At 63.2% G+C, this 19,497-nt stretch carries 16 protein-coding genes and 1 pseudogene; 6 read left to right on the forward strand and 11 right to left on the reverse strand.

Annotation, left to right across the window (positions count from 1 at the left end):
- Positions 1 to 116 precede the first annotated feature (116 nt).
- On the reverse strand, positions 117 to 1,133 hold the full coding sequence (kdgT, locus tag BCA01S_RS12250; RefSeq protein ID WP_027777136.1) for a 2-keto-3-deoxygluconate transporter: 1,017 nt from the start codon (positions 1,131 to 1,133) through the stop codon (positions 117 to 119).
- Positions 1,134 to 1,445: 312 nt separating this feature from the next.
- Between kdgT and kduI the strand changes: the two are divergent.
- From kduI to kdgR, 3 genes and pseudogenes are all read left to right on the forward strand, one after another.
- Positions 1,446 to 2,283: pseudogene (gene kduI, locus BCA01S_RS34790) on the forward strand (5-dehydro-4-deoxy-D-glucuronate isomerase).
- A gap of 63 nt (positions 2,284 to 2,346) precedes the next feature.
- Complete coding sequence (gene kduD / locus BCA01S_RS12260) at positions 2,347 to 3,147, forward strand: 2-dehydro-3-deoxy-D-gluconate 5-dehydrogenase KduD (protein ID WP_042318512.1); 801 nt, start codon at positions 2,347 to 2,349, stop codon at positions 3,145 to 3,147.
- 85 nt (positions 3,148 to 3,232) lie between these two features.
- Complete coding sequence (gene kdgR, locus BCA01S_RS12265; protein ID WP_027777138.1) at positions 3,233 to 4,108, forward strand: DNA-binding transcriptional regulator KdgR; 876 nt, start codon at positions 3,233 to 3,235, stop codon at positions 4,106 to 4,108.
- 255 nt (positions 4,109 to 4,363) lie between these two features.
- On the opposite strand, the gene BCA01S_RS12270 is transcribed toward kdgR, so the two are convergent.
- Positions 4,364 to 4,918 (reverse strand): cytochrome b, encoded by a 555-nt coding sequence (locus BCA01S_RS12270; protein WP_027777139.1) that lies wholly within the window; start codon positions 4,916 to 4,918, stop codon positions 4,364 to 4,366.
- Between the two features lie 477 nt (positions 4,919 to 5,395).
- Between BCA01S_RS12270 and BCA01S_RS39035 the strand changes: the two genes are divergently transcribed.
- From BCA01S_RS39035 to BCA01S_RS12290, 3 genes are all read left to right on the forward strand, one after another.
- Positions 5,396 to 5,518: a hypothetical protein gene (locus BCA01S_RS39035; protein ID WP_020066184.1), complete on the forward strand. Its 123-nt coding sequence runs from the start codon at positions 5,396 to 5,398 to the stop codon at positions 5,516 to 5,518.
- Between the two features lie 53 nt (positions 5,519 to 5,571).
- Complete coding sequence (locus tag BCA01S_RS12280) at positions 5,572 to 5,940, forward strand: hypothetical protein (RefSeq protein ID WP_027777140.1); 369 nt, start codon at positions 5,572 to 5,574, stop codon at positions 5,938 to 5,940.
- Positions 5,941 to 6,023: 83 nt separating this feature from the next.
- Positions 6,024 to 6,293: a hypothetical protein gene (locus BCA01S_RS12290; RefSeq protein ID WP_027777141.1), complete on the forward strand. Its 270-nt coding sequence runs from the start codon at positions 6,024 to 6,026 to the stop codon at positions 6,291 to 6,293.
- A 120-nt stretch (positions 6,294 to 6,413) separates the two neighbouring features.
- Here BCA01S_RS12290 and BCA01S_RS12295 read toward each other — a convergent pair whose 3' ends face one another.
- From BCA01S_RS12295 to BCA01S_RS38485, 9 genes are all read right to left on the reverse strand, one after another.
- Positions 6,414 to 6,665 (reverse strand): hypothetical protein, encoded by a 252-nt coding sequence (locus tag BCA01S_RS12295; RefSeq protein WP_027777142.1) that lies wholly within the window; start codon positions 6,663 to 6,665, stop codon positions 6,414 to 6,416.
- Positions 6,666 to 6,821: 156 nt separating this feature from the next.
- Positions 6,822 to 8,000, reverse strand: a complete 1,179-nt coding sequence (locus BCA01S_RS12300; RefSeq protein ID WP_027777143.1) for a 4-hydroxybenzoate 3-monooxygenase — start codon at positions 7,998 to 8,000, stop codon at positions 6,822 to 6,824.
- 254 nt (positions 8,001 to 8,254) lie between these two features.
- On the reverse strand, positions 8,255 to 9,826 hold the full coding sequence (gene ilvA, locus BCA01S_RS12305; RefSeq protein ID WP_042318520.1) for a threonine ammonia-lyase, biosynthetic: 1,572 nt from the start codon (positions 9,824 to 9,826) through the stop codon (positions 8,255 to 8,257).
- A 242-nt stretch (positions 9,827 to 10,068) separates the two neighbouring features.
- Positions 10,069 to 11,928: an alpha/beta hydrolase family protein gene (locus tag BCA01S_RS12310; protein ID WP_027777145.1), complete on the reverse strand. Its 1,860-nt coding sequence runs from the start codon at positions 11,926 to 11,928 to the stop codon at positions 10,069 to 10,071.
- Between the two features lie 40 nt (positions 11,929 to 11,968).
- On the reverse strand, positions 11,969 to 12,229 hold the full coding sequence (locus BCA01S_RS12315) for an acyl carrier protein (RefSeq protein ID WP_027777146.1): 261 nt from the start codon (positions 12,227 to 12,229) through the stop codon (positions 11,969 to 11,971).
- On the reverse strand, positions 12,230 to 13,903 hold the full coding sequence (locus BCA01S_RS12320) for an amino acid adenylation domain-containing protein (protein ID WP_027777147.1): 1,674 nt from the start codon (positions 13,901 to 13,903) through the stop codon (positions 12,230 to 12,232).
- 564 nt (positions 13,904 to 14,467) lie between these two features.
- A complete protein-coding gene (locus BCA01S_RS12330) occupies positions 14,468 to 15,745 on the reverse strand; it encodes a virulence factor family protein (protein WP_027777149.1) in 1,278 nt (425 codons plus the stop codon).
- Entirely contained in the window at positions 15,742 to 18,294 is a 2,553-nt protein-coding gene (mprF, locus tag BCA01S_RS12335; RefSeq protein WP_244145946.1) for a bifunctional lysylphosphatidylglycerol flippase/synthetase MprF, read from the reverse strand. Before mprF ends, BCA01S_RS12330 begins: the two co-directional genes overlap by 4 nt.
- A gap of 854 nt (positions 18,295 to 19,148) precedes the next feature.
- On the reverse strand, positions 19,149 to 19,301 hold the full coding sequence (locus BCA01S_RS38485; RefSeq protein WP_164853511.1) for a hypothetical protein: 153 nt from the start codon (positions 19,299 to 19,301) through the stop codon (positions 19,149 to 19,151).
- Positions 19,302 to 19,497 lie beyond the last annotated feature (196 nt).

Genomic DNA, 19,497 nt, shown 5'->3' on the forward strand with positions numbered 1-19,497 from the left:
CGGCTCGACGCTCGGCGGCCAATACAGAGGCGAAATGTCTGCTGCTGCGCCAGGCATTCGAAGCGATGTAAAGCGCACGCGTGCACCGTGCTTTACATCGTGCCCGGCAGCGAGCCTCACACATGCATGTCGCTTTCCTTCAGCGGCGGCGCCGTCGGCGCCAGCAACTCCTCGCGCAGCGTGTCGCGCGCGTGATGCCTGCGCACCCATAGCGCGGTCAGCATCGGCACGAGAATCGCGGTGACGAGGCACGCAGTCGCAACCATTGCGGTCGCGGCCGGCACGAGCGGCTTGAAGCTCGGAATCATCTCGCCGATGATCGCCGGATTCGCCACTGCCGCGCCCGCCGTCGACGACGCCGCGAGTCCCGCCGCGCCATTGCCGCCCGCGATCCAGCGGTCCGCGAGAATCAGTGGAATGCCCGTTACGACGATCACCGCGAGACCCAGCAACACGCCTGCCATGCCGCTCTTCGCGATCACGTTGAGGTCGATGCCGTTGCCGAGCGCAAAGCCGAAGAACGGAATCAGCGGATGCACGCAGCGGCCGAAGAACTCGCGCAGGTCGCTGTCGATATTGCCAAGCGCAAAGCCGATCAGAAACGGCAGCACGGCGCCGACGAAAAGCCGCGGCTCGAAGAAAGCGACACCCGTCGCGCCGAGAATGATCATGCTCACGAGCGGCCCCGACTCGACCGACATCAGCACGAACGCGCCCGCTTCCTCTTTCGTGCCGTACTGCTGCATCACGGCCGCGTAGAGGCCGCCGTTGGTCATGTCCATCGACGTGGTGATGGCCAGCACGGAGAGCCCGGCAAAGAGCCCTCCTTTGATTCCGTCGATAGGAATGAAATGCGACGCCACGAGCGTCGCGATCCACGCGACCACCATCTTCGTGACGAGCAGCGTGCCCGACTTGCGCAGCACGGTGCCGGTGGCCCGCAAATCGATCGTCGCACCCATGCAGAAGAACCACACGGCGAGAATCGGCACGGTGCCGGCGATCAGTCCATTGGTGAACGACCCGAAATATTTGCCCGCGCCCGGCGCAAATGTATGAACGCAGGCGCCGAGCAGCAACGGCACCAGCATCAGCCCGCCAGGAATACGGTCGATGGCCTTCTTGAGCTTCATTGTCTCCTCCGTGGACTTCGCGTCCAGTTTTCGGGTGAATCAGGATAAGAATCGGTCTTGCGCCGACTGCTCCCTTTCGGCGCAATATAGCATCGCGAAAGGAACGTCGTTCCGATTATTTTCATAGCGGAGGTAATCGTTTACCCGGCTTCAAGCCGGCCTGCCCAGCGGACCAGTTAGCCTGCCACTGAAAATTTGTGGACCACCGTTCCGAAATTGCGAATAACGCGCTACAGTCGATCCCACACACTTCGCCCGCGCAGCAACGCGCGAAGTCGAACCAATCATCGGAGACAGATCGTGGAAGCGAGCATGCAAGTGAGGCAGGCCATAAACAACGAATACGCAAAGACGCTGGATACCGCCGGATTGCGCAAGGAGTTCCTGGTGGACCAGGTGTTCGAACGCGACGCGCTGCGGCTCACGTACAGCCACATCGACCGGATCATCGTGGGCGGCGCGTGGCCGGTCGCGCGAGCGGTCGAAGTGCCCGGTTCGCTCGGCAAGTCGATCGGCGTCAACTATCTGCTGGAGCGGCGCGAGCTCGGCGCGATCAACATCGGCGGCGATGGCTGGGTCGACGTGGACGGCAGGCGCTTCACCGTGCGCAATGAGGAAGCGATCTACGTCGGGCGCGGCGCGCAGTCGGTTGCATTCGGCAGCATGCGACGCGTCGCGGCCGGCGAAGTTCTACCTGAACTGCGCGCCCGCCCACGAATCGCATCCGACCCGCACGATCTCGCTCGGCGAGGCGTCGCCGCAAACGCTAGGCGACGCAGCCACGAGCAACCGCCGCACGATCTACAAGTTCATCGTGCCGGAGGTGCTGCCCACCTGTCAGCTTTCGATGGGCATGACCAAGCTCGAACCGGGCAGTTTGTGGAATACGATGCCCTGCCATACGCACGAGCGGCGCATGGAGGTGTATTTCTATTTCAATGTCGCCGACGACGCCGCCGTCTTCCACATGATGGGCGAGCCGAACGAGACGCGGCACATCGTCGTGCATAACGAACAGGCGGTGATCTCGCCGAGCTGGTCAATCCACTCGGGCGTCGGCACGCAGGCTTACACGTTCATCTGGGGCATGGTGGGCGAAAATCAGGTATTCAGCGACATGGACCACATCGCAGTGCGCGATCTGCGTTGAGCATGTGCTTCGCGTGTATCGGCCACATCCGCGATCGAAACCTTCGCATATGCAACACACGACATGGGCTCTGACATTGTGAATATCCCGGCAATCAGCCGCTCTGCGGCAAATCCGTTCGACCTCGGCGGCAAGGTGGCCATCGTCACCGGCAGCAACACCGGCCTTGGCGCCGGCATGGCGCTCGCGCTTGCCCAGGCAGGCTGCGATATCGTCGGCGTATGTCGGGCCGATGCGGGCGATACGCCGGCGCGTGTCGAAGCCACCGGCCGAAGATTCGCGGACGTGCGTGCCGATCTTTCGTCCACCGCGCCGGTCGAGAACATCGTGCGCGCTGCCGTCGAAGCGTTTGGACGCATCGACGTGCTCGTCAACAACGCGGGCGTGATCCGCCGCCAGGACGCGCTCGATTTCACCGAGGACGATTGGGACGCGGTCATGGACCTCAACCTGAAAAGCCTCTTCTTTCTCGCCCAGGCCGCCGCCCGGCAGTTCGTCAAACAGCAAAGCGGCGGCAAGATCATCAACATCGCGTCGATGCTATCGTTCCAGGGCGGCATACGCGTCGCGTCCTACACGGCGTCCAAAAGCGGCGTGCTCGGCCTTACGCGGCTTCTCGCGAACGAATGGGCCGCGCAGCGCATCAACGTGAACGCAATCGCGCCGGGCTATATGGCGACGGCGAACACGGCGGCCTTGCGCGAAGACGCGCAGCGCAACGATGAAATCCTGAGCCGCATCCCGGCCGGGCGCTGGGGCGCGCCGGACGATCTCGCCGGTCCGGTGGTGTTCCTCGCATCGTCGGCGTCGGACTACGTGCACGGGCATACATTGGCAGTAGACGGCGGATGGCTCGCGCGCTGACTCCGCAAAAAGCGCGCGAGACGGTATGCTCCGGGCGTTCGTCAACACGCGGTACAGAAAAGAGTTCGATCAGGGAATCACGGAAATGGCAGCAACCGGCAAACAGCGCAAGGGCGACCCCGCAGCCCTCGTGCACGACGTGGAGAGCGGTGAGTGCGGCAACGACAAAGGCGAATCGGCTTCGTCCATTGGCCGCGTGTTCGCTCTTCTCGCCGCGATCGGCGACAGCGGACAGATCGGCATCAGCGAGTTGTCGCAACGTCTCGGCATGTCGAAGACCACCGTGCACCGCGTGGTTCAGACGCTGAAGGCACTCGGCTACGTCACGCAGGAAGTCGAGACCGAGCGCTATCGCCTGACCATCCGGCTATTCGAACTGGGTGCGAAGGCGCTGGAAAGCGTCGATCTGGTGCGCGAAGCCGATGTGGAAATGCGCCGCATCGGCGCGGTGACTCGCGAGGCGGTGCACCTGGGCGCATTCGACGAAGACGCGATCATCTACATTCACAAGATCGACGCCGACTACGGACTGCGCATGCAGTCGCGCATCGGCCGGCGCAATCCGTTGCATAGCACGGCAATCGGCAAAGTGCTGCTCGCATGGATGGACCCCGCCGACGCGCGTGAGGTGCTCTCTCACGTCGAATTCCGTAAGTCGACGCAAAAGACGCTGTCGTCGGCCGAGGCCGTGTTGAGCATTCTGCCGCGCGTTCGCGAGCAAGGTTACGGCGAGGACAACGAAGAACAGGAGGAAGGCTTGCAGTGTCTCGCGGTGCCTGTCTTCGACCGTTTCGGCCGAGTGATCGCGGGACTGTCGGTTTCGTTTCCGACAATGCGCTGCGGCGCCGATACCAAGTCGCACTACGTCGCGCTGTTGAAGCAATCCGGCCAGGCGATTTCGGCGCGGCTCGGCTATCGCGAGGAGGCCGCGCCCGAGCACGCGGCCGTCCAGCCCGGCTAAGCGGATGCGAGTGCAGCGCGCGGCTGCACTCGCAGATGAGATGGGGCACGTTGCGCAACGACGCGGGCCAGACCTTGCATGCCGCGGTAAGTCTGCTAATGATTGATCCGCGGAAACCTGCTTCTCATGTGCTTATCACGCACGAGGCGGCAATCGCCACGCGCGGTCGCGGTCTCCGAAAATGGTTGGCATATCGGCACAGCGCGACACATCAGCAGCGCTGAGGCTGCGCCGATACGCAGGCGCACGTTTCGCTCAAGGCAGCATTCGCTGCAAAACCAGATCCTTGAGAACGAAACGATGATAAAGCGCGCCGGCGACATGCAAGCCGATCAGCACCAGCAACGCCCACGCAAGATAACCGTGTATGTCGCCCATTTCATGGCCGACGCTCGAGCCGACAGACGAAAGCGACGGATAAGGCAGCAGACCGGCGAGCTTTACCGACCAGCCGCGCGACGACGCATTCGCCCATCCCAGCAAAGGCACGATGACGAGCGCAAGGTACAGCAAACCATGCGTGACATGCGAAACGGTGCGAAGCAATGGCGACACAGGTGCGGGCCCAGGCCGATGCGTGAGTCGCCAGACGATTCTCAGAACCACGGCCGCAACCAGGGCCGCGCCCACTCCCAGATGCCACGCGATTAGCCCTTCGGGCCGGGTGCCCTTGTGAATGTCAGGCATGGTCCAGCCGATTATGAATTGCGCCGCGATCAGCGCGACCACGAGCCAGTGAAGGAACTTGGCGACGCCATCATAGCCGGTCGCGTAAAGGTGCGAGCGGGTATCGATAGATTGCATGCTCATGAGAGGGGGCCGTTATCAAAGCGTCGTGGGGAGCCGCGTGTCGCGGCCGCATGGGAGCCAGTATGCTACGGCGCGAATCTTAAGAAAAGCTGATGTCGCGCCGCGCGCCACTTCCGCTCACGCGTGAATGACGCCAGGGCTCGACACGAAGCGCCAGTCTGCAACCGAATGTATCCGCGAGGCATGCGCGCGGTTCCTCGTCATTGTCGCGGCTTGCCGGTATCGGCAGCAGCGAAGCTTCAGCGCGGCGCAAGTAGTTGAGTCCGCAATCACCCGGCGTTTTCGCAGCACGCTCAACGGCTTGCCTGTCGCGCGCACCACGTCGCAGCTCACTTCACCGCCCTTGCTTACCCTCGCTTGCCCACATGCCGCGCATTGCTTTCGCGCAATGCTATCGACACGTCCTGTTACACACGAACACAACGGTAATTCCGCCTCTCAGTAGAGTTCGGATCAACAGGAAAAGGAGCAAACCTCATGAAACGAATTTTCGCGCTGGCCATTCTGGCGGTAACGCTCGGCACTGCACTGAGCGGTTGCATCGTGGTCCCCGACGGCGGCGGCTATCACGACCATTATCGTTACCACGATCGTTACTGATCGCGGTACACACGACCGTCCACGCTCAATCATAAAAACGCGGGAACCCCCACATGAATCGAACACAAAACCGTTTGCTGTCCATTGCAATCGTCGCGGGTCTTGGTATCGGCGCGTCTACCGCCGCGCTTGCTCACGTCGACGTCGGCGTGAACATCGGCGTGCCCGGCATCGCGTATGCGCCCGAGCCTGTCTATGCACCGCCTCCGCCGCCCGTATATGCGCCGCCGCCACCGGTCGTGGTCGTGAGCCCAGGCTGGTATGGCGAGCGTTACTACGACGGCCACCGCTACTGGGAGCGACGCGAGTGGGAAGAACGTCATCGCGAACGTGAATGGCGTGACGCGCGCGGTCCGCACGGCGACTGGCGTGGCCACGGCAACGGACATGGTGAATGGCACGGCCACGGCGGCGATCATTGACGCTTGCTGCGCGGCGTTATTGTCGATGAACATCGCGCCGCGCGGCATTGGTTTGCGCGTCAGCACTTTGCAGGAGCGACAGTTTGCTACGCACTGATCTACGGCGAGTCGCCGCGCAGGTAGACGGCACGCTCGTCTGCGCGGAATACAGCGAACAGACCGGCCAATTGTGTTTGCGCCAGGACGGCACACTCGTTCGCGAATGGTTCCCGCCGCACTCGTGGACCGCGATTGCGTCGGTGGCGGGGGCGCGGCATTGGGGCACGCGTCCCACCGACGACGATCTGCTCGCGTTGTTACGCAACGAGATGACCTTGTTGCGCACACCGCAAGGAAATGCGTCGCAGAAGTAAAAAAGCGCGCGACGCTCGATGCGTTGCGCGCTTCTCGACCGGCGTTTCACCGGTTCCGCTTCTAACACCTGCGTTGCGGACCTCGTTTCAAAACCTTTTCCGCAACCGCTTTCCAGCCACTTACCGCGCGTTGTACACCGGCGGCGAGTACGAACTGAACGTAACGTCACCGCCGCGGCCCGCTTGCGAGGTGCCGTGGCCGCCCGAACCATAGCCGCTGTTATCGGCTCGCGCGAAGCCCTGCTGACCAGCGGCCTCGGTTTGCACAGCCTGCGGTTCCTGCGTCGCAGCTTGCGCAGACGGCTGCGCGAACGAAGCGATCGGTGCGCCAAGCACCGCAGCAATTGCAACAGCCTGAATGAGCGATTTCATTTTGACCACCTCCGGTCATGTCTTCTGCGTATGCTGCAAACGGGATTTGCTCGCAGCGATGAAGGCAGTGTAGGCGCGCGGCGACACAGGATAAATCCGTTAATCCTGAATTCAGTGTTGCGGTTGCGCCGACAATCGGAAGCGGTCGAGCCGCGCTCAGTCCTGCGGCACGGCCACGCCGACGTAATTCTCTGCCATGACGGTAGCCGCCGAGCGAGAAGTCGTCACGTATTCGAGTTCCGCCACCTGAAGCTGCCGCTCGAACGGCGACGCGCCTTCGATACGGTGCATCATGCTCGTCATCCAGTACGAGAAATGCTCCGCACGCCAGATGCGCTTGAGCGCCGTTTCGCTATAGCCGTCGAGCAGGTCGGCGCGGTTCTCGACATAGAACGCGTTCAATGCTTTCGCGAGCAGACGCACATCGGCGACGGCAAGGTTCATCCCTTTCGCTCCGGTTGGCGGCACGATATGCGCGGCGTCGCCCGCGAGAAAAAGCCGGCCATGCTGCATCGTTGCCGACACGAAGCTGCGCATGCCGACAATGTTCTTCTGGAAGATCTTGCCGTCCACCACGTGCTGGCCGTCGTGCGAATCCACCCGGGCGTGCAGTTCCGTCCAGATGCGATCGTCCGACCAGTTGTCGACGGAGTCTTTCGGGTCGCATTGAAAATACATACGCTGAACGTTGGCCGAGCGCGTGCTGATCAATGCGAAGCCGCGGTCGTGGCGCGCGTAAATGAGTTCGTCCGACGACGGCGGTCCTTCACACAGGATACCGAACCATCCAAACGGGTACACGCGTTCGAAGTCTCGTCGCAATGCCTGCGGAATTGCCGCCCGCGACACGCCTTGCGAGCCGTCGCAACCGATCACGAAGTCACATTGCAACTCGCACGCTTCGCCTTCGTGACGATAGCGGATCGACGGCTTATCGGTATCGATGCCGTGCAGCGACGTGTCCGTTACGCCGAAGCGCAACGCCCCGCCCGCGGCGACGCGCGCCGCGACGAGATCCTTGATCACCTCGTGCTGAGCGTAGACGGTGATCGAATGGCCGGTCAGTCCGGTGAGATCGATCCGCCGGCGCTTGCCTTCGAACGCCAACTCGAACCCATGGTGCAGCGCGCCTTCCGCCTTCATGCGCTCGCCGACGCCAGCTTGGCTGAGAAGATCCATCGTGCCCTGCTCAAGCACGCCGGCACGGATCGTCGATTCGATTTGCTCACGCGTGCGCGTCTCGAGCACGACCGATTCGATACCGCGCAAATGAAGAAGATGCGAAAGAAGCAGGCCCGCGGGCCCGGCGCCGATGATGCCAACCTGGGTGCGCATGATGTGTCTCCTGAGTGCAAGTTTGATTTGCGCCCAGTTTGACGATCGGCCCTGCTATCGCGCAACGCGATATTCGAGATACGCTCTATCCAGTTTTGCGATAAGGCACTCTGAGTTCAAGCGCTGCTGAATTGCGCCAATACCGCGCGACGCCCTACTGACGGCGCTCGCGGCGCGGCCGTTCGCCATGCGGTCCGAGCCCGCACTGAACAGGCACTCAAGGTAAACCCCGAGCGCGATATCAGTCGCAGCGTTCACGCAAGAAACAGCCGATACACCGGATTGTGCGTCTCTTCCCAATGCGGATAACCGAGGGTGGCGAGAAAGCGCTCGAACTCCGCGTTGTCCGACTGCGGCACCTGAATGCCGACGAGAATCGAGCTATAGTCCGCGCCCTGATTACGATAATGGAAAAGGCTGATATTCCAGTCAGGTGCCATCGACGAAAGAAACTTCATCAGCGCACCCGGCCGCTCGGGAAACTCGAAGCGGAAGAGGCGTTCGTCGTGTGCGAGCGGCGAGCGGCCGCCGACCATGTAACGGATGTGCTGCTTCGAGAGTTCATCGAACGTCAGATCGACGGTGGCAAAGTTGTGCGCCTCGAACGCGCCCGCAATCTGCGCCGATTCGCTGCGGTTCCGGATCTGCACGCCCACGAAAATGTGCGCGGACTCGGCCTGCGCGATCCGGTAATTGAATTCGGTGACGCTGCGCGTGCCGACCAGTTCGCAAAAGCGCCTGAAGCTGCCGCGCTCTTCGGGAATGGTCACCGCGAACACCGCTTCGCGCGCTTCGCCCACTTCCGCGCGCTCGGCCACGAAACGCATGCGGTCGAAGTTCATGTTCGCGCCCGACGTGATCGCGATCAGCGTCTGGTTCTCGATGCCTTCGCGCTCCGCATATTGCTTCGCGCCCGCGACCGCGAGCGAGCCCGCCGGTTCAAGCACGCTGCGGGTGTCCTGAAAGACGTCCTTGATCGCGGCGCACAGCGCGTCGGTGTTCACGAGCAGCACGTCGTCCAGATATTCGCTGCACAGGCGGAAGGTTTCTTCGCCGACGAGCTTCACCGCGGTGCCGTCGGAGAACAGGCCGACTTCGTTTAGCGTGACGCGCTCGCCGGCTTTCAGCGATGCGGCCATCGCGCACGAGTCGTCGGTCTGCACGCCGATCACCTTGATCTCGGGACGCACCGATTTCACATACGCCGCAACACCCGCCGCGAGTCCGCCGCCGCCGATCGGCACGAAGATCGCGTGAATCGGGCCCTGATGCTGACTCAGGATTTCCATTGCAACCGTGCCTTGCCCGGCGATCACATACGGATCGTCGAACGGATGCACGAAGGTCAGCCCGCGCTCTTCCTGCAGTTGCACCGCGTGGCCGTAGGCATCGCTATACGACTCGCCGAACTGCACGACCTCGACGGTCGGGCCGCCATGCGCGCGCACCGCGTCGACCTTGACCTGCGGCGTGGTGACCGGCACGACGATGATCGCCTTCACGCCCATGCGCGCGGCAGACAGCGCGACGCCCTGCGCATGATTGCCCGCCGACGCGGTGATCACGCCGCGCATGAGCGCCTCGGCGGGAATATGCGCCATCTTGTTGTACGCGCCGCGCACCTTGAACGAGAACACCGGCTGGTTGTCCTCGCGCTTCAGATAGACCGGATTGCGCAGGCGCGCCGACAGTTGCGGCGCGCGTTCGAGTTCGGTCTCGCGCGCCACGTCGTAGACGCGTGCGGTGAGGGTTTTCTTCAGATAGTCGTGTCGAAGCGCGACGCTGTCAGCCGTTTCGGCGACCTGTTCGAGTTGGTGTGACGGCAAGGCAAGCTCCTGTGCGGCAAGCGCGTAGCATCGAAAAGCGACCAGGAGGCGGGAGCAGGCGGACATAAAAAAACCCGCCTCGTGGGGCGGGTTATGTGTGACTGCTATCAGACGCGCGCTAACCCACCATTCGATGAATGATGCTAATAATCAGCGCAATACGGATGTCGAGGCAGTTCATGTGGCCGATCATCGTTGACTTGTGGGGGTTTGTCAATGCCGGTGCCGTAGGCCGCGATCTCTCACGGACGTTGCGGTTTCAGATTCCGTTGCGATTTTGCTCGTCGCTGAGGAACGCGTAATCCGCCTGCAAAAGCCGTTGATCCGGCGCGCGCGCCGAGTATGCGCTCGCGCAAAAACACATCCAGCTGCGCCATCATCGCTTCGCGCGCGCAGCGTGAAAAGAGCGCGTGATCGACCTTGCTGATCTTCTGCACCGAGAGATTCTTCAGCTTGCGCAACCGGTTTCCGTCAGGGCCAAAGTGAATGTCGAGTTCGTCGAGGCCTTCGTCGAGCGTTCCGTATAGCAGCGCGGTTTGCACGCCCTTTCGCTCCAGATCGAGCACGAGCCTGCGGATGGCGCTGCCGGGCACGCGCTCGCCGACGAGCCTCTCAAGCATGGCACCCACGCGTGCGGCGAGGCGCGCCGACAATCTGCGCGCGAGCTCGGCGGTGATCGCGCGAGTATTGGCCTGGCCGCTCAGCAAGCGCAGCCATTTGCGCGGATTGCGCATCGCCCGCCGATACACCTCACTCGGCGCGACGTACTGCGCACCCGGCCGCACGCGAGCACCACCCCATTTGAAAAACGGCAGATTGATGCACGCGCAACCGACCACGGCGGAATGCGCGAGCGCAGTATGCAGGCTCACGTAAGCACCACTGCAGACGCCGGCCATGACGACCTTTGAATAACCAGCGGCGCTCAACCAGTCGACGCCCGCGCAGGCATCGTCGATCGAGTAGGTCGAATAGAGCGCGTCGAGCGTAAGCGTTGCGTCGCGGCGCAGGCTGTCGCCGAGACCGCTCAGATCCATGCGTAGCGATGCGATGCCCTGCGCCGCGAGCCGCCGAGCCATCAGCACGGTGAAGCGGCTGTCGCCGATCCGGTGCACACCGCCCGTGTTGACGAAGAGAACAGCGGGCGCTGCGTCGAGCGCGCGCTGCGGTTCGCACAGCACACCGACGTAGCCGCCGAACACGACCGGCGTCTCGCGCCCGTGCGCAAAAGCGATACTCGCCGATGCCGCGGCGTCCAGCACTTCCACCTTCGGACGCGGCGCCGGCGCAGTGCCGGCGCCGAGCCATTGCAGCACGCTGTCGAACGCACGGCGAGGCGGCTCGCTGTGGCTCGGATTGGCCAGAAACTTACTGTATTCGCCGAAGAACTGCACGTCCGCTTGCGCGCCGAGCGCCTCGTAACGAGCGGCGAGCCGCTTCAAGCGGGCGCTGCCGGCCAGGTCGTGCAACAGCACACGGCGCGCGGGAGGCTCGGCGCCAGCCGCGCTGCCGCACGGAGCGCCGCACTCTGCAGTCCGTTCGAGATCGACTTTTGCAAGCAGTTCGAGCGTGTCCGGATAGAGCCTGAAGCCGTGCGCGCCGACGGTGTGCGGCAACTCTTCGTCGAGATGCAATCCAAGCGCGGTCTGGGCGGCGAGCCACGTATGCTGGTGAAGCTCCAGTTCGCGTATGTATGCCTTGCCGGAAATCACGGGCATCAACAGTATGAGGTTGTCGACGCCGCCCAGTTCTTGCGCGGCGAGTGCGGCGAGTGTGGCGCCTACGCGCAGACCGCACAGCGTGACGCGCTCCACGCCAGTTTCCGCACGCAAAAGCCCAACCGCGGCCTTGATGCTGTCGATCCATGCGCGCCAGCGCAGCGGGTCTTCCTCGTTGCCGCCCGAGTCGCCCGTGCCGGGATAGTCGAAGCGCAATACGACCGCACCGCGTGCGGCCAGCACGTCCGCGAGTTCGCGCCAGCCGCGATACACGGAAAGCGCCTCATAGCCGATCGGATTGCACAGCACCACGCCCATTTCGGGTCGCAAAGCGGCAGGCCCATGCAGCCATCCCGAACAGCCGTTGAATGCAACGGGTCTCATCGTGCTCGTGACCGTTGCGAGAGATTGCCGGAGCACAGCCTCAGCTTCGCGTTGCAATCGGCTCCTCCGGCACGAGTTGCGCGATCACGCCGGCCAGCGCGGCGATGCTCGCGAACATGTCGTGGGTGATCAGCGCGCCCGGAATCTCGACCGCGAACGCTTCCTCAACGGCCAGCATCACTCGCACGGTGCCCAGCGACGACAGACCCGCGGCGTACAGATCGTCGTTATCGCCTAGCGTGTCGACTTCGACATCGAGGCAGGCGGTCTCCTCAAGAATGCGGCGCACATGATGTTTCATTTATTTCCCCGATTGCGTGAATTTCTCGCGCGGCACTCGAACGTCGCCGTCGCGGATGCTGTGTGTCCGTAAGGTGACCGCATCGCCGCTCGCGCAATGAGCCGCGAGCGCCCTTTTATCGATCTTGCCGTTTGCGTTCAGCGGCATTGCATCGAGCGCGATGACTCGCTGCGGCACCGCGTAGGAAGGCAGGCGCTGACGGCACGCATGCAGAATCTGCGCGACGTCGACCGGCGTGTGCGTCACGAACGCAAGCAAGCCGTGCGCGCGGCCTGCTTCATCGAGGGGCCACGCGATCACCGCGCAAAGCGCGGCGCGGCTACTCGTCTGAACCAACTGCTCGACTTCCTCGATCTCGATGCGGTTGCCGCGAATCTTCACTTGCGTATCAAGACGCCCTTGAAAGACGATGCCCTGTTGCGGCACCTCGCGTGCCGCGTCGCCGCTCCTGTACCAGTGCGATGAGCGCAAGCCCGCATAGCGCCTTGTGACGAACCGGCAATTGTTGGGTTCGTCCGCGCGCAGGTAGCCTGTCGCGACCTGTGGGCCGCCGATCAGCAATTCACCGCTCTCGCCTTGTGCGACCGGCTGCAGGGTTGCGTCGACGATCAGCAGTTCGATGCCGGGCAAGGCCTGGCCAAGCGGCATGACGGCGTTCGTTGCATCGGCGAGAAATTGCGGCGTGGCTTCGAACGCGGAGCACGCGACGGTCGTTTCCGTCGGTCCATAGAGGTTGAAAATGCGGCTCTTCGGCGCCGCCTGTTGCCATGCCTGCACGAGTGAAACGGGCAGCGGTTCGCCGCCGAAGCACGTCACGCGCAGGCTCGCGAACTGGTTGGGCGCGAGCTTGCGCAACTGCCGCATGAAGCCAGCCACCGAGGGCACGCTGTTCCAATGCGTGATCGCATGTTCGCGGATGAAAGCCGCGTTGTAGATCGGCTCGACAGTTTTCGGCACGTACAGGCAGGCACCGTTCGCCCAGCACACGAACATGTCGTGCACCGAAGGATCGAAGGACAGTTCGCAAAATTGCGCATAACGTGCATCGGGTAGCCGGCCGAGCAATTGAAGTTGCGCGGCGACGTAGGCGCAGGCGTTCGCGTGCGAGATCGCCACGCCTTTCGGCGCGCCGGTGGAGCCCGACGTGAAGAGAACATATGCGTGATCGTGCAGCTCGCGTTGAACGGCGCGACACGGCTCGACGCACAATGAATCCGGTAAGCGAGGCAGATCCGCCACGCGGCGATTCGCCGGAGAGTCGTCCATGCCGCGGGGATCTTCCTCATCGTCGATGAAAAAGATCTGGGGGCACTCGTCTAACAGCATGAGCACTGCATCGAGCAAAGCCGTGCAGCGGCGATCAACCAGCAGCACGGGCGCCTCCGACTGCTCGACGGCCGCCGCAATACGGGCGGCGGGCAGCGTCGGATTGAGCGGCACGTAAGCGAAGCCCGCCTTCATGATGCCGAGCAAGCCCGCGTAGGCGGCGACGCTGCGGTGTGCGAAAAGCAGACAACGGCGAGCGCCGTCGGCGGGCATCGCGGATGTCAGTCCCGCCGCGATACGGCTCGCACGCGAAGCGAGTTCGCCATAGCAATACAGGTGTTCGTCGACCCAGAGCGCGGGCCGCTCGGGCTCGCTCGCGGCAGTGTCGAAGAAAAAGGAATCCAGCATTCACGGCCTCGCGTTGCACATGCACGGCCCCGCTGCGCACGGTCGGCAACCGTGCAAAAGCGATTCTCCGTCATGTCGGAAACGCACTGCCGCGCAGCAGCAGTGCGCGGTGGCGCACTGAGTTATCGCAGCAGAATGTCGTAACCAGAATGAACGAAAACGGCGCCTTGCAACGTCGGTTGCGCGAGCAAATACTCGTGCCGCCGGCCGCTGAAGGATTTGGAAAGATCATAGAATCCGGCCGCGCCGGTATATGTACGATAACGCTCTCACACCGCGATCGAGAGTGCGCGAGAACGCGCGTCGCACTGGCTGCGGACGCGGACGCGGCATTGATCGGGTGCGCGTCGCGTTCGAGCGCTGAGGAGAAAAACGCGCTGATGAACCGCGCGCGCGTTTTCGAGGAGCCCGCAGCGATGGCTGCGGAAATACGTGAGGCCGACGCCCAGAACGGGACGCTCGAACGACGAGGCAGCGCAACGCCGATGAAACGTCGCTGCAACGTCAATGCAGCGTCGATGAGACAACCATGCAACAACGGCGCATGACGCGCCGTTTGAACAATCAGTCTTGCACGCCGCTCTGCTTCTTGAACGCGGCGAGAATGCGTCGTTCGAGCGCGTTGTAATCGCCGCCGAAGTGATGATCGCCCGACGTACGGATCACCTCGATGCCCGTCTTCGTCAGCGCGGGGCACAGCGTGTCTTCTTCGTCTGCGCCGTAGATGCACTGCACGATCGCGGGCGGGACGCGGGTCAACTCGGGGCGCACCTTCAATGCCTTATCGCTTGCGGGCATGCCGAGCCAGCCGCCTACGCGGATCTGGAAGTCGGCGTCCGGCGCGAAGCCGAGCAGAGAAATCAGCGACACCCTTGCGCGCAACGCGTCGGGCAAGCGGTTGTACGCGAAGGGCATTACGTCCGCCCCGAACGAATAGCCGATAAGCGCGATGTGCTGCGCGTGCCAGCGCGCGCCGTACGTTTGCATCACGCGTGCGAGGTCGCGGCTCGTTTGCGCGGGCGGCTTCTCGCTCCAGAAATAGCGCAGGCTGTCCCAGCCGATCACCGACACGCCGTCTTTCTGCAGGGCCTGCGCGATGGTCTTGTCGAGATCGCGCCAGCCGCCGTCGCCGGATATCACGATCGCCATCAAGCCGTTCGGATGCGCCGCTGGCAACTCGATCAACGGCAGGTCGGAGACGTCGTCGTCGTGGGCCGATAGGGTTTGAAGGTGCGGCGCAATCAACGTGACGAGCCGCGCGCGATCGGCGTTGCCCGTCGACGCTTTTTCGACGAAGCCGGGAATCTTGTCGCGAATGATGGTTGCATCAGGCGGGCAAGGCCGGAAACGCCGATCGAGCGTGGGCTCGGCATCCACGGAAACAGCGCCTGCAATCGTGTTCGAAGGCGCCTGTTCGAGCACCTGCATGGCGAGCGTCGCGCCCTGCCCGGTGCCCGCGACGATCGGCGCGAAATAATGGCTCGACTGCGATTGCCGTTCGAGTTGATGGCTCAACGCTTCGGCGTCGCCCACGAGCTGATTGCAGGTTTCCTTCTTCTGCGCCAGATCCGTCGCGAGGTTCGCCGCATACCGTGCCGTATCCACGCCCACGGTCAATGCGCCGGCCTTGGCGAGCGCCTCGGCGCTTTGCTGATCGGCCGCGCTCCAGCCGCTTGCCTGCGAGTAAAGCACCACGAAGCCACGCAATGGACCCACGGGCTGCGTGACGCTGACGTTGCCGTAACGGCCGCCGGGAATGGTGGTCGTCGCCGCATTGGCGAGCGTGCTGCAACTGACGAGGCCTGCTACGACAGCAAGCCTGAAAAACGAATGCGAGGTCATGAACGCCGGCCTCCTGCCAGCAATGACAGGTCGGCGAGCGTGAAGACCACGCCTACCGAACCCGACGCCGCGAGATAGCGCGGCTCCCAATGCGGCTGGAACTTGCTCTTGAAAGCGCGCAGTCCGCGGAAGTTATAGAAGCGGCCGCCGAAGCGCCACACGATGCCCGCAACCCGATGCCAGCGCGACGCGAGCGGCGTCGGCTGCATACCCGAGAGCGGCGCGATGCCGAGACTCAGCGAGCGGAATCCGGCCTGTTTCAGATGCAACGCCAGCTGCGTGAACAGATATTCCATTGCATACGGCGACGCGCTTTCCACGTGACGCATGACGCCGACTGTCGCCTCGGTGTTCAGGTCGGTCGTCATGAATGTGACAAAGGCAACCGGCTCGCCGTTCTGGCGCACCAGCATGACCGACTGCGCGGCGAGGTATTCGTCGGTGAAGGCTGCGACCGAAAAGCTCTTCTCACGCGCGTCGCGGCTGTTGAGCCAGCCGTTGGAAATGCCGCGCAACGTTTCGAGCGACGCCGGCACATTCGCCTGATCGATCACTTCGACGGTGAAACCGTCGCGCTCGCCGCGCTTGAGCGCGTAGCGCAGATGCGCGCGGTGTGAACCCTTCAGATCGAAATCGTCCAGCACGACATGGGCTTCCTCGCCGAGCTTCATCAGCGAAAGGCCCGCGTCGAGGTACAACGGCAAAGCGTTGGCGCGCACCTGATAGAACGCCGCGCGTCCGCCATGCGCATGCGCGAGCGCAACGAACTTGCTGATGAGGCCTGCCCACTCTTCGCGCGGCCCGACCGGATCGTGCAGCGCGGCCCACGTGCGCCCATATTTGGCGTACATCAGGAAAGCTTCACGCGATTCCGAGAACAGAAAACTCTTGTCGCCCATCAGCGCGAGACCGGCGTCGCTGCGCTCCTGCGCACGCACAATGCGCGCCGCGTCGTGCAGATCTTCGGGCGCCGGCTTCACGAAGTGGCCCGGCGCGGGGCGCAGCAACTGCCAGAACGAGAACGTCGCCGCAAACAGACTCGCCGCCAGCGTCGCGCGCAGCGCACGGGGCGCGCGTTCGTCGAAAGCGAATTGCCACCACAAGTCGCCCGTATAGGGAACGTCGCGAAAAGCGAACAGCATGACCCACGTGGCGAGCATCAGCACCATCGCGACCGACACGAGCCAGCCGGCCGTGAAGCGCTCCGCAAACAGCGACGAATGACGATTGAACCGCCGGCGCGTTGCAAGCAGCAGCACGATCAGCGTGCACAGCACACCTGCTTCGACGAATGCGAGACCCTTGGTCAAGGACAGCGCAAGACTCAGCACGGCGAGAGCCAGGGTCATCCACCACGCGGCGTCGAGACGCCTTAGCAGACCGCGCGCGACGAACAGCAACAGCACGCCGAGCACGCTGCACAGCATCTGCGAGCTTTCCAGAACCCACAGCGGCAGCACGTCGCGCAGAATATGAAGACGCTGCCAGAACGCGGGCGTTGCGCTGGAGATCACCAGCATGCCGCCGACCACGAACGTGACGAGGCTCAGGAAGAGCGGCGCAAGTCTCGACGCGCCCGCGGCGTGCCGCAACGGCAGGCGGCCTTTTAACGCGCGGCCTTCGAAACCGGCGAGCAACGCAGCCGAAACGACAAGCGGCACGCCAAAATAGATCGCACGATAGGCGAGCAACGCGGCGACCATCTGCTGCGTGGCCACACTGCCGTTCAGCGTGAACACCATTGCCGCTTCAAATACGCCGACGCCGCCGGGTGTATGGCCGATCATGCCGAGCAGCATGGCCGCGGCATAGACGGTGATGAACGTGACGAAGCTCACGTCGGCGTGCGGCAGCAGCGCCCACAGCGCGAGGCCGGCGGCGACTACATCGACGACCGCAAGTCCCACCTGTTCGAGCAGATCGCGGCGAGCGGGAATGTCGAACGACAGCCACTGCCAGCGGGTGCGGATCGCGCGTGTTTCGACGCGGCATGCGGCGCACAGCAGGCCGAGCGCAACGAGCAGCAATGCACCCACCCAGCGGACGGTGGCGGGCGACAGATGCAGCATCGGGGCAAGCCTGCCGCCCACGCACACCATGCCGAGCGCCGTCATCAGCACAAGCGCGAGCGCGAGCGAAACGCTCGTGAATACGGTCATGCGGCCGATCTGTGCGGGCGTGATATTCGACACACCGTACACGCGGGCGCGCACCGCGCCGCCCGTCAATGCACCGAAGCCGGTGGCATTGCCGAGCGCCGAGCCCGCCGTGGCGCCAATCCAGAGGGCTGCGCGAGGCACGGCCGCGCCCAGATAGCGCAGGCCGACTGCATCGCGACCGACCAGCGCCACATAACTAAGCGCGGTGGCGGCGAGCGCGGCGGTCCACTCGCCGGCCGTCAGCCGGCGCAGCTCGTGCATGACCGAGCGGTAATCGACGGCCTGCGACAGATGCTGGAGCACGACGAGCAGCAGCGCGCAGATTGCAAGCGCGAAAACGGGCGAGAGTAATCCCCTGATGCGAGAGGTCTTCGATGCACGAACGAACATCGCGCCTATGCGGCCGAAATTATTCTTATATCGATGGAACATGGTCAATGCGGGCCTTGCGTGGAGCTGTCGCGGCGACGGGCCGTCTGCCGCAAGGTCGCCAGTTCGGCGATTACAACTGGATAACGGCAGACAGGTTAAAAGGTTGACAGTGCAGGCCTTGGCGCCGGGGTTTAACCTGGGCCGATTGTGCGCAACGGGCGGGCTTCGCGGAGCGTTCTGGCGCTCGGTCGGCGGGTGTTGAATCCAGGGGGCTGAAGTTTAAACGCTTATTCGGCGCCGCGAACGAAGATTCGCAAATTGCCGGATCGCAACGCCGCTGTAGCGGCATTGCGCGCGCACCAGCGTGGGTTAAGCGTGCCTATCCGCGCGGGTGGACCTGAGTGCGAAAACTTCGTGGGCACGGATAGCGCCGGTTAAGCTTTTCGCCGCATGTGCCGTAATCGCAAGCATCAGCCTCACGAGATGCGACGTATTAGCCGCAGGAACGAGGCACTTGACTGGAGAACGATGATGGCAGAACAGGATTGGATGGTGGCGGGCTTGTATCTGGTCGGTCTGGTGTCGACCGCGCTCGTGATAAGCGCTTTGTCAGCGCGAGCAACGAAAGTGCGTCAAACACTTGCGAGAGTACCGCGTCGCTCGGGTGAATAAGCGGGACACAACTACGAATTAGTAGACGCACAAAGCACAAGCGGCGCAAATGCGCCGCTTGTTTCTGCTTGATCCTGCTTGTTTCTCTCTGACGGCCTGCGAAGTCTTTCGCTTTACCGCGCCGTGTCGGCGGAAAGCGTGAGCGCGGCGCAGCAAGCTTGCACCCGGCCTTTCGAGGCGCGGGCACCAGCGTGCGAGCCTTACTGCGGACGACGATGCGCTTCAGCGATCACAGCGCAGTTTTGCAGATGGAGATTCAGCGCATGCAACGCGAGTGCGCGCAGCTTTGCAAGCCAGTTACCGTTGGTGGCGACGGTGTTGCGAGCGGATGCAGTGTTAGAGGCAGTGTTCATGGTCGGGCTCCTGTATAGGGTTTCTACCTAGGGAATAACCCGATTATAGTCTTCTTATTGCGCAGCGCAACAAAAAACAAACATGTTGCGCAAGAGTCACGGCCGCCGAGCTGTCTTGCACAGGCGACCCAGGAGAAAAAGGGCGCAATGGCGGCGGCCAGTATTAACAAACCGCACCGTACAGGTGCAATAATGA

Source organism: Paraburkholderia caledonica NBRC 102488 (assembly GCF_000685095.1).
Taxonomy (GTDB): domain Bacteria; phylum Pseudomonadota; class Gammaproteobacteria; order Burkholderiales; family Burkholderiaceae; genus Paraburkholderia; species Paraburkholderia caledonica.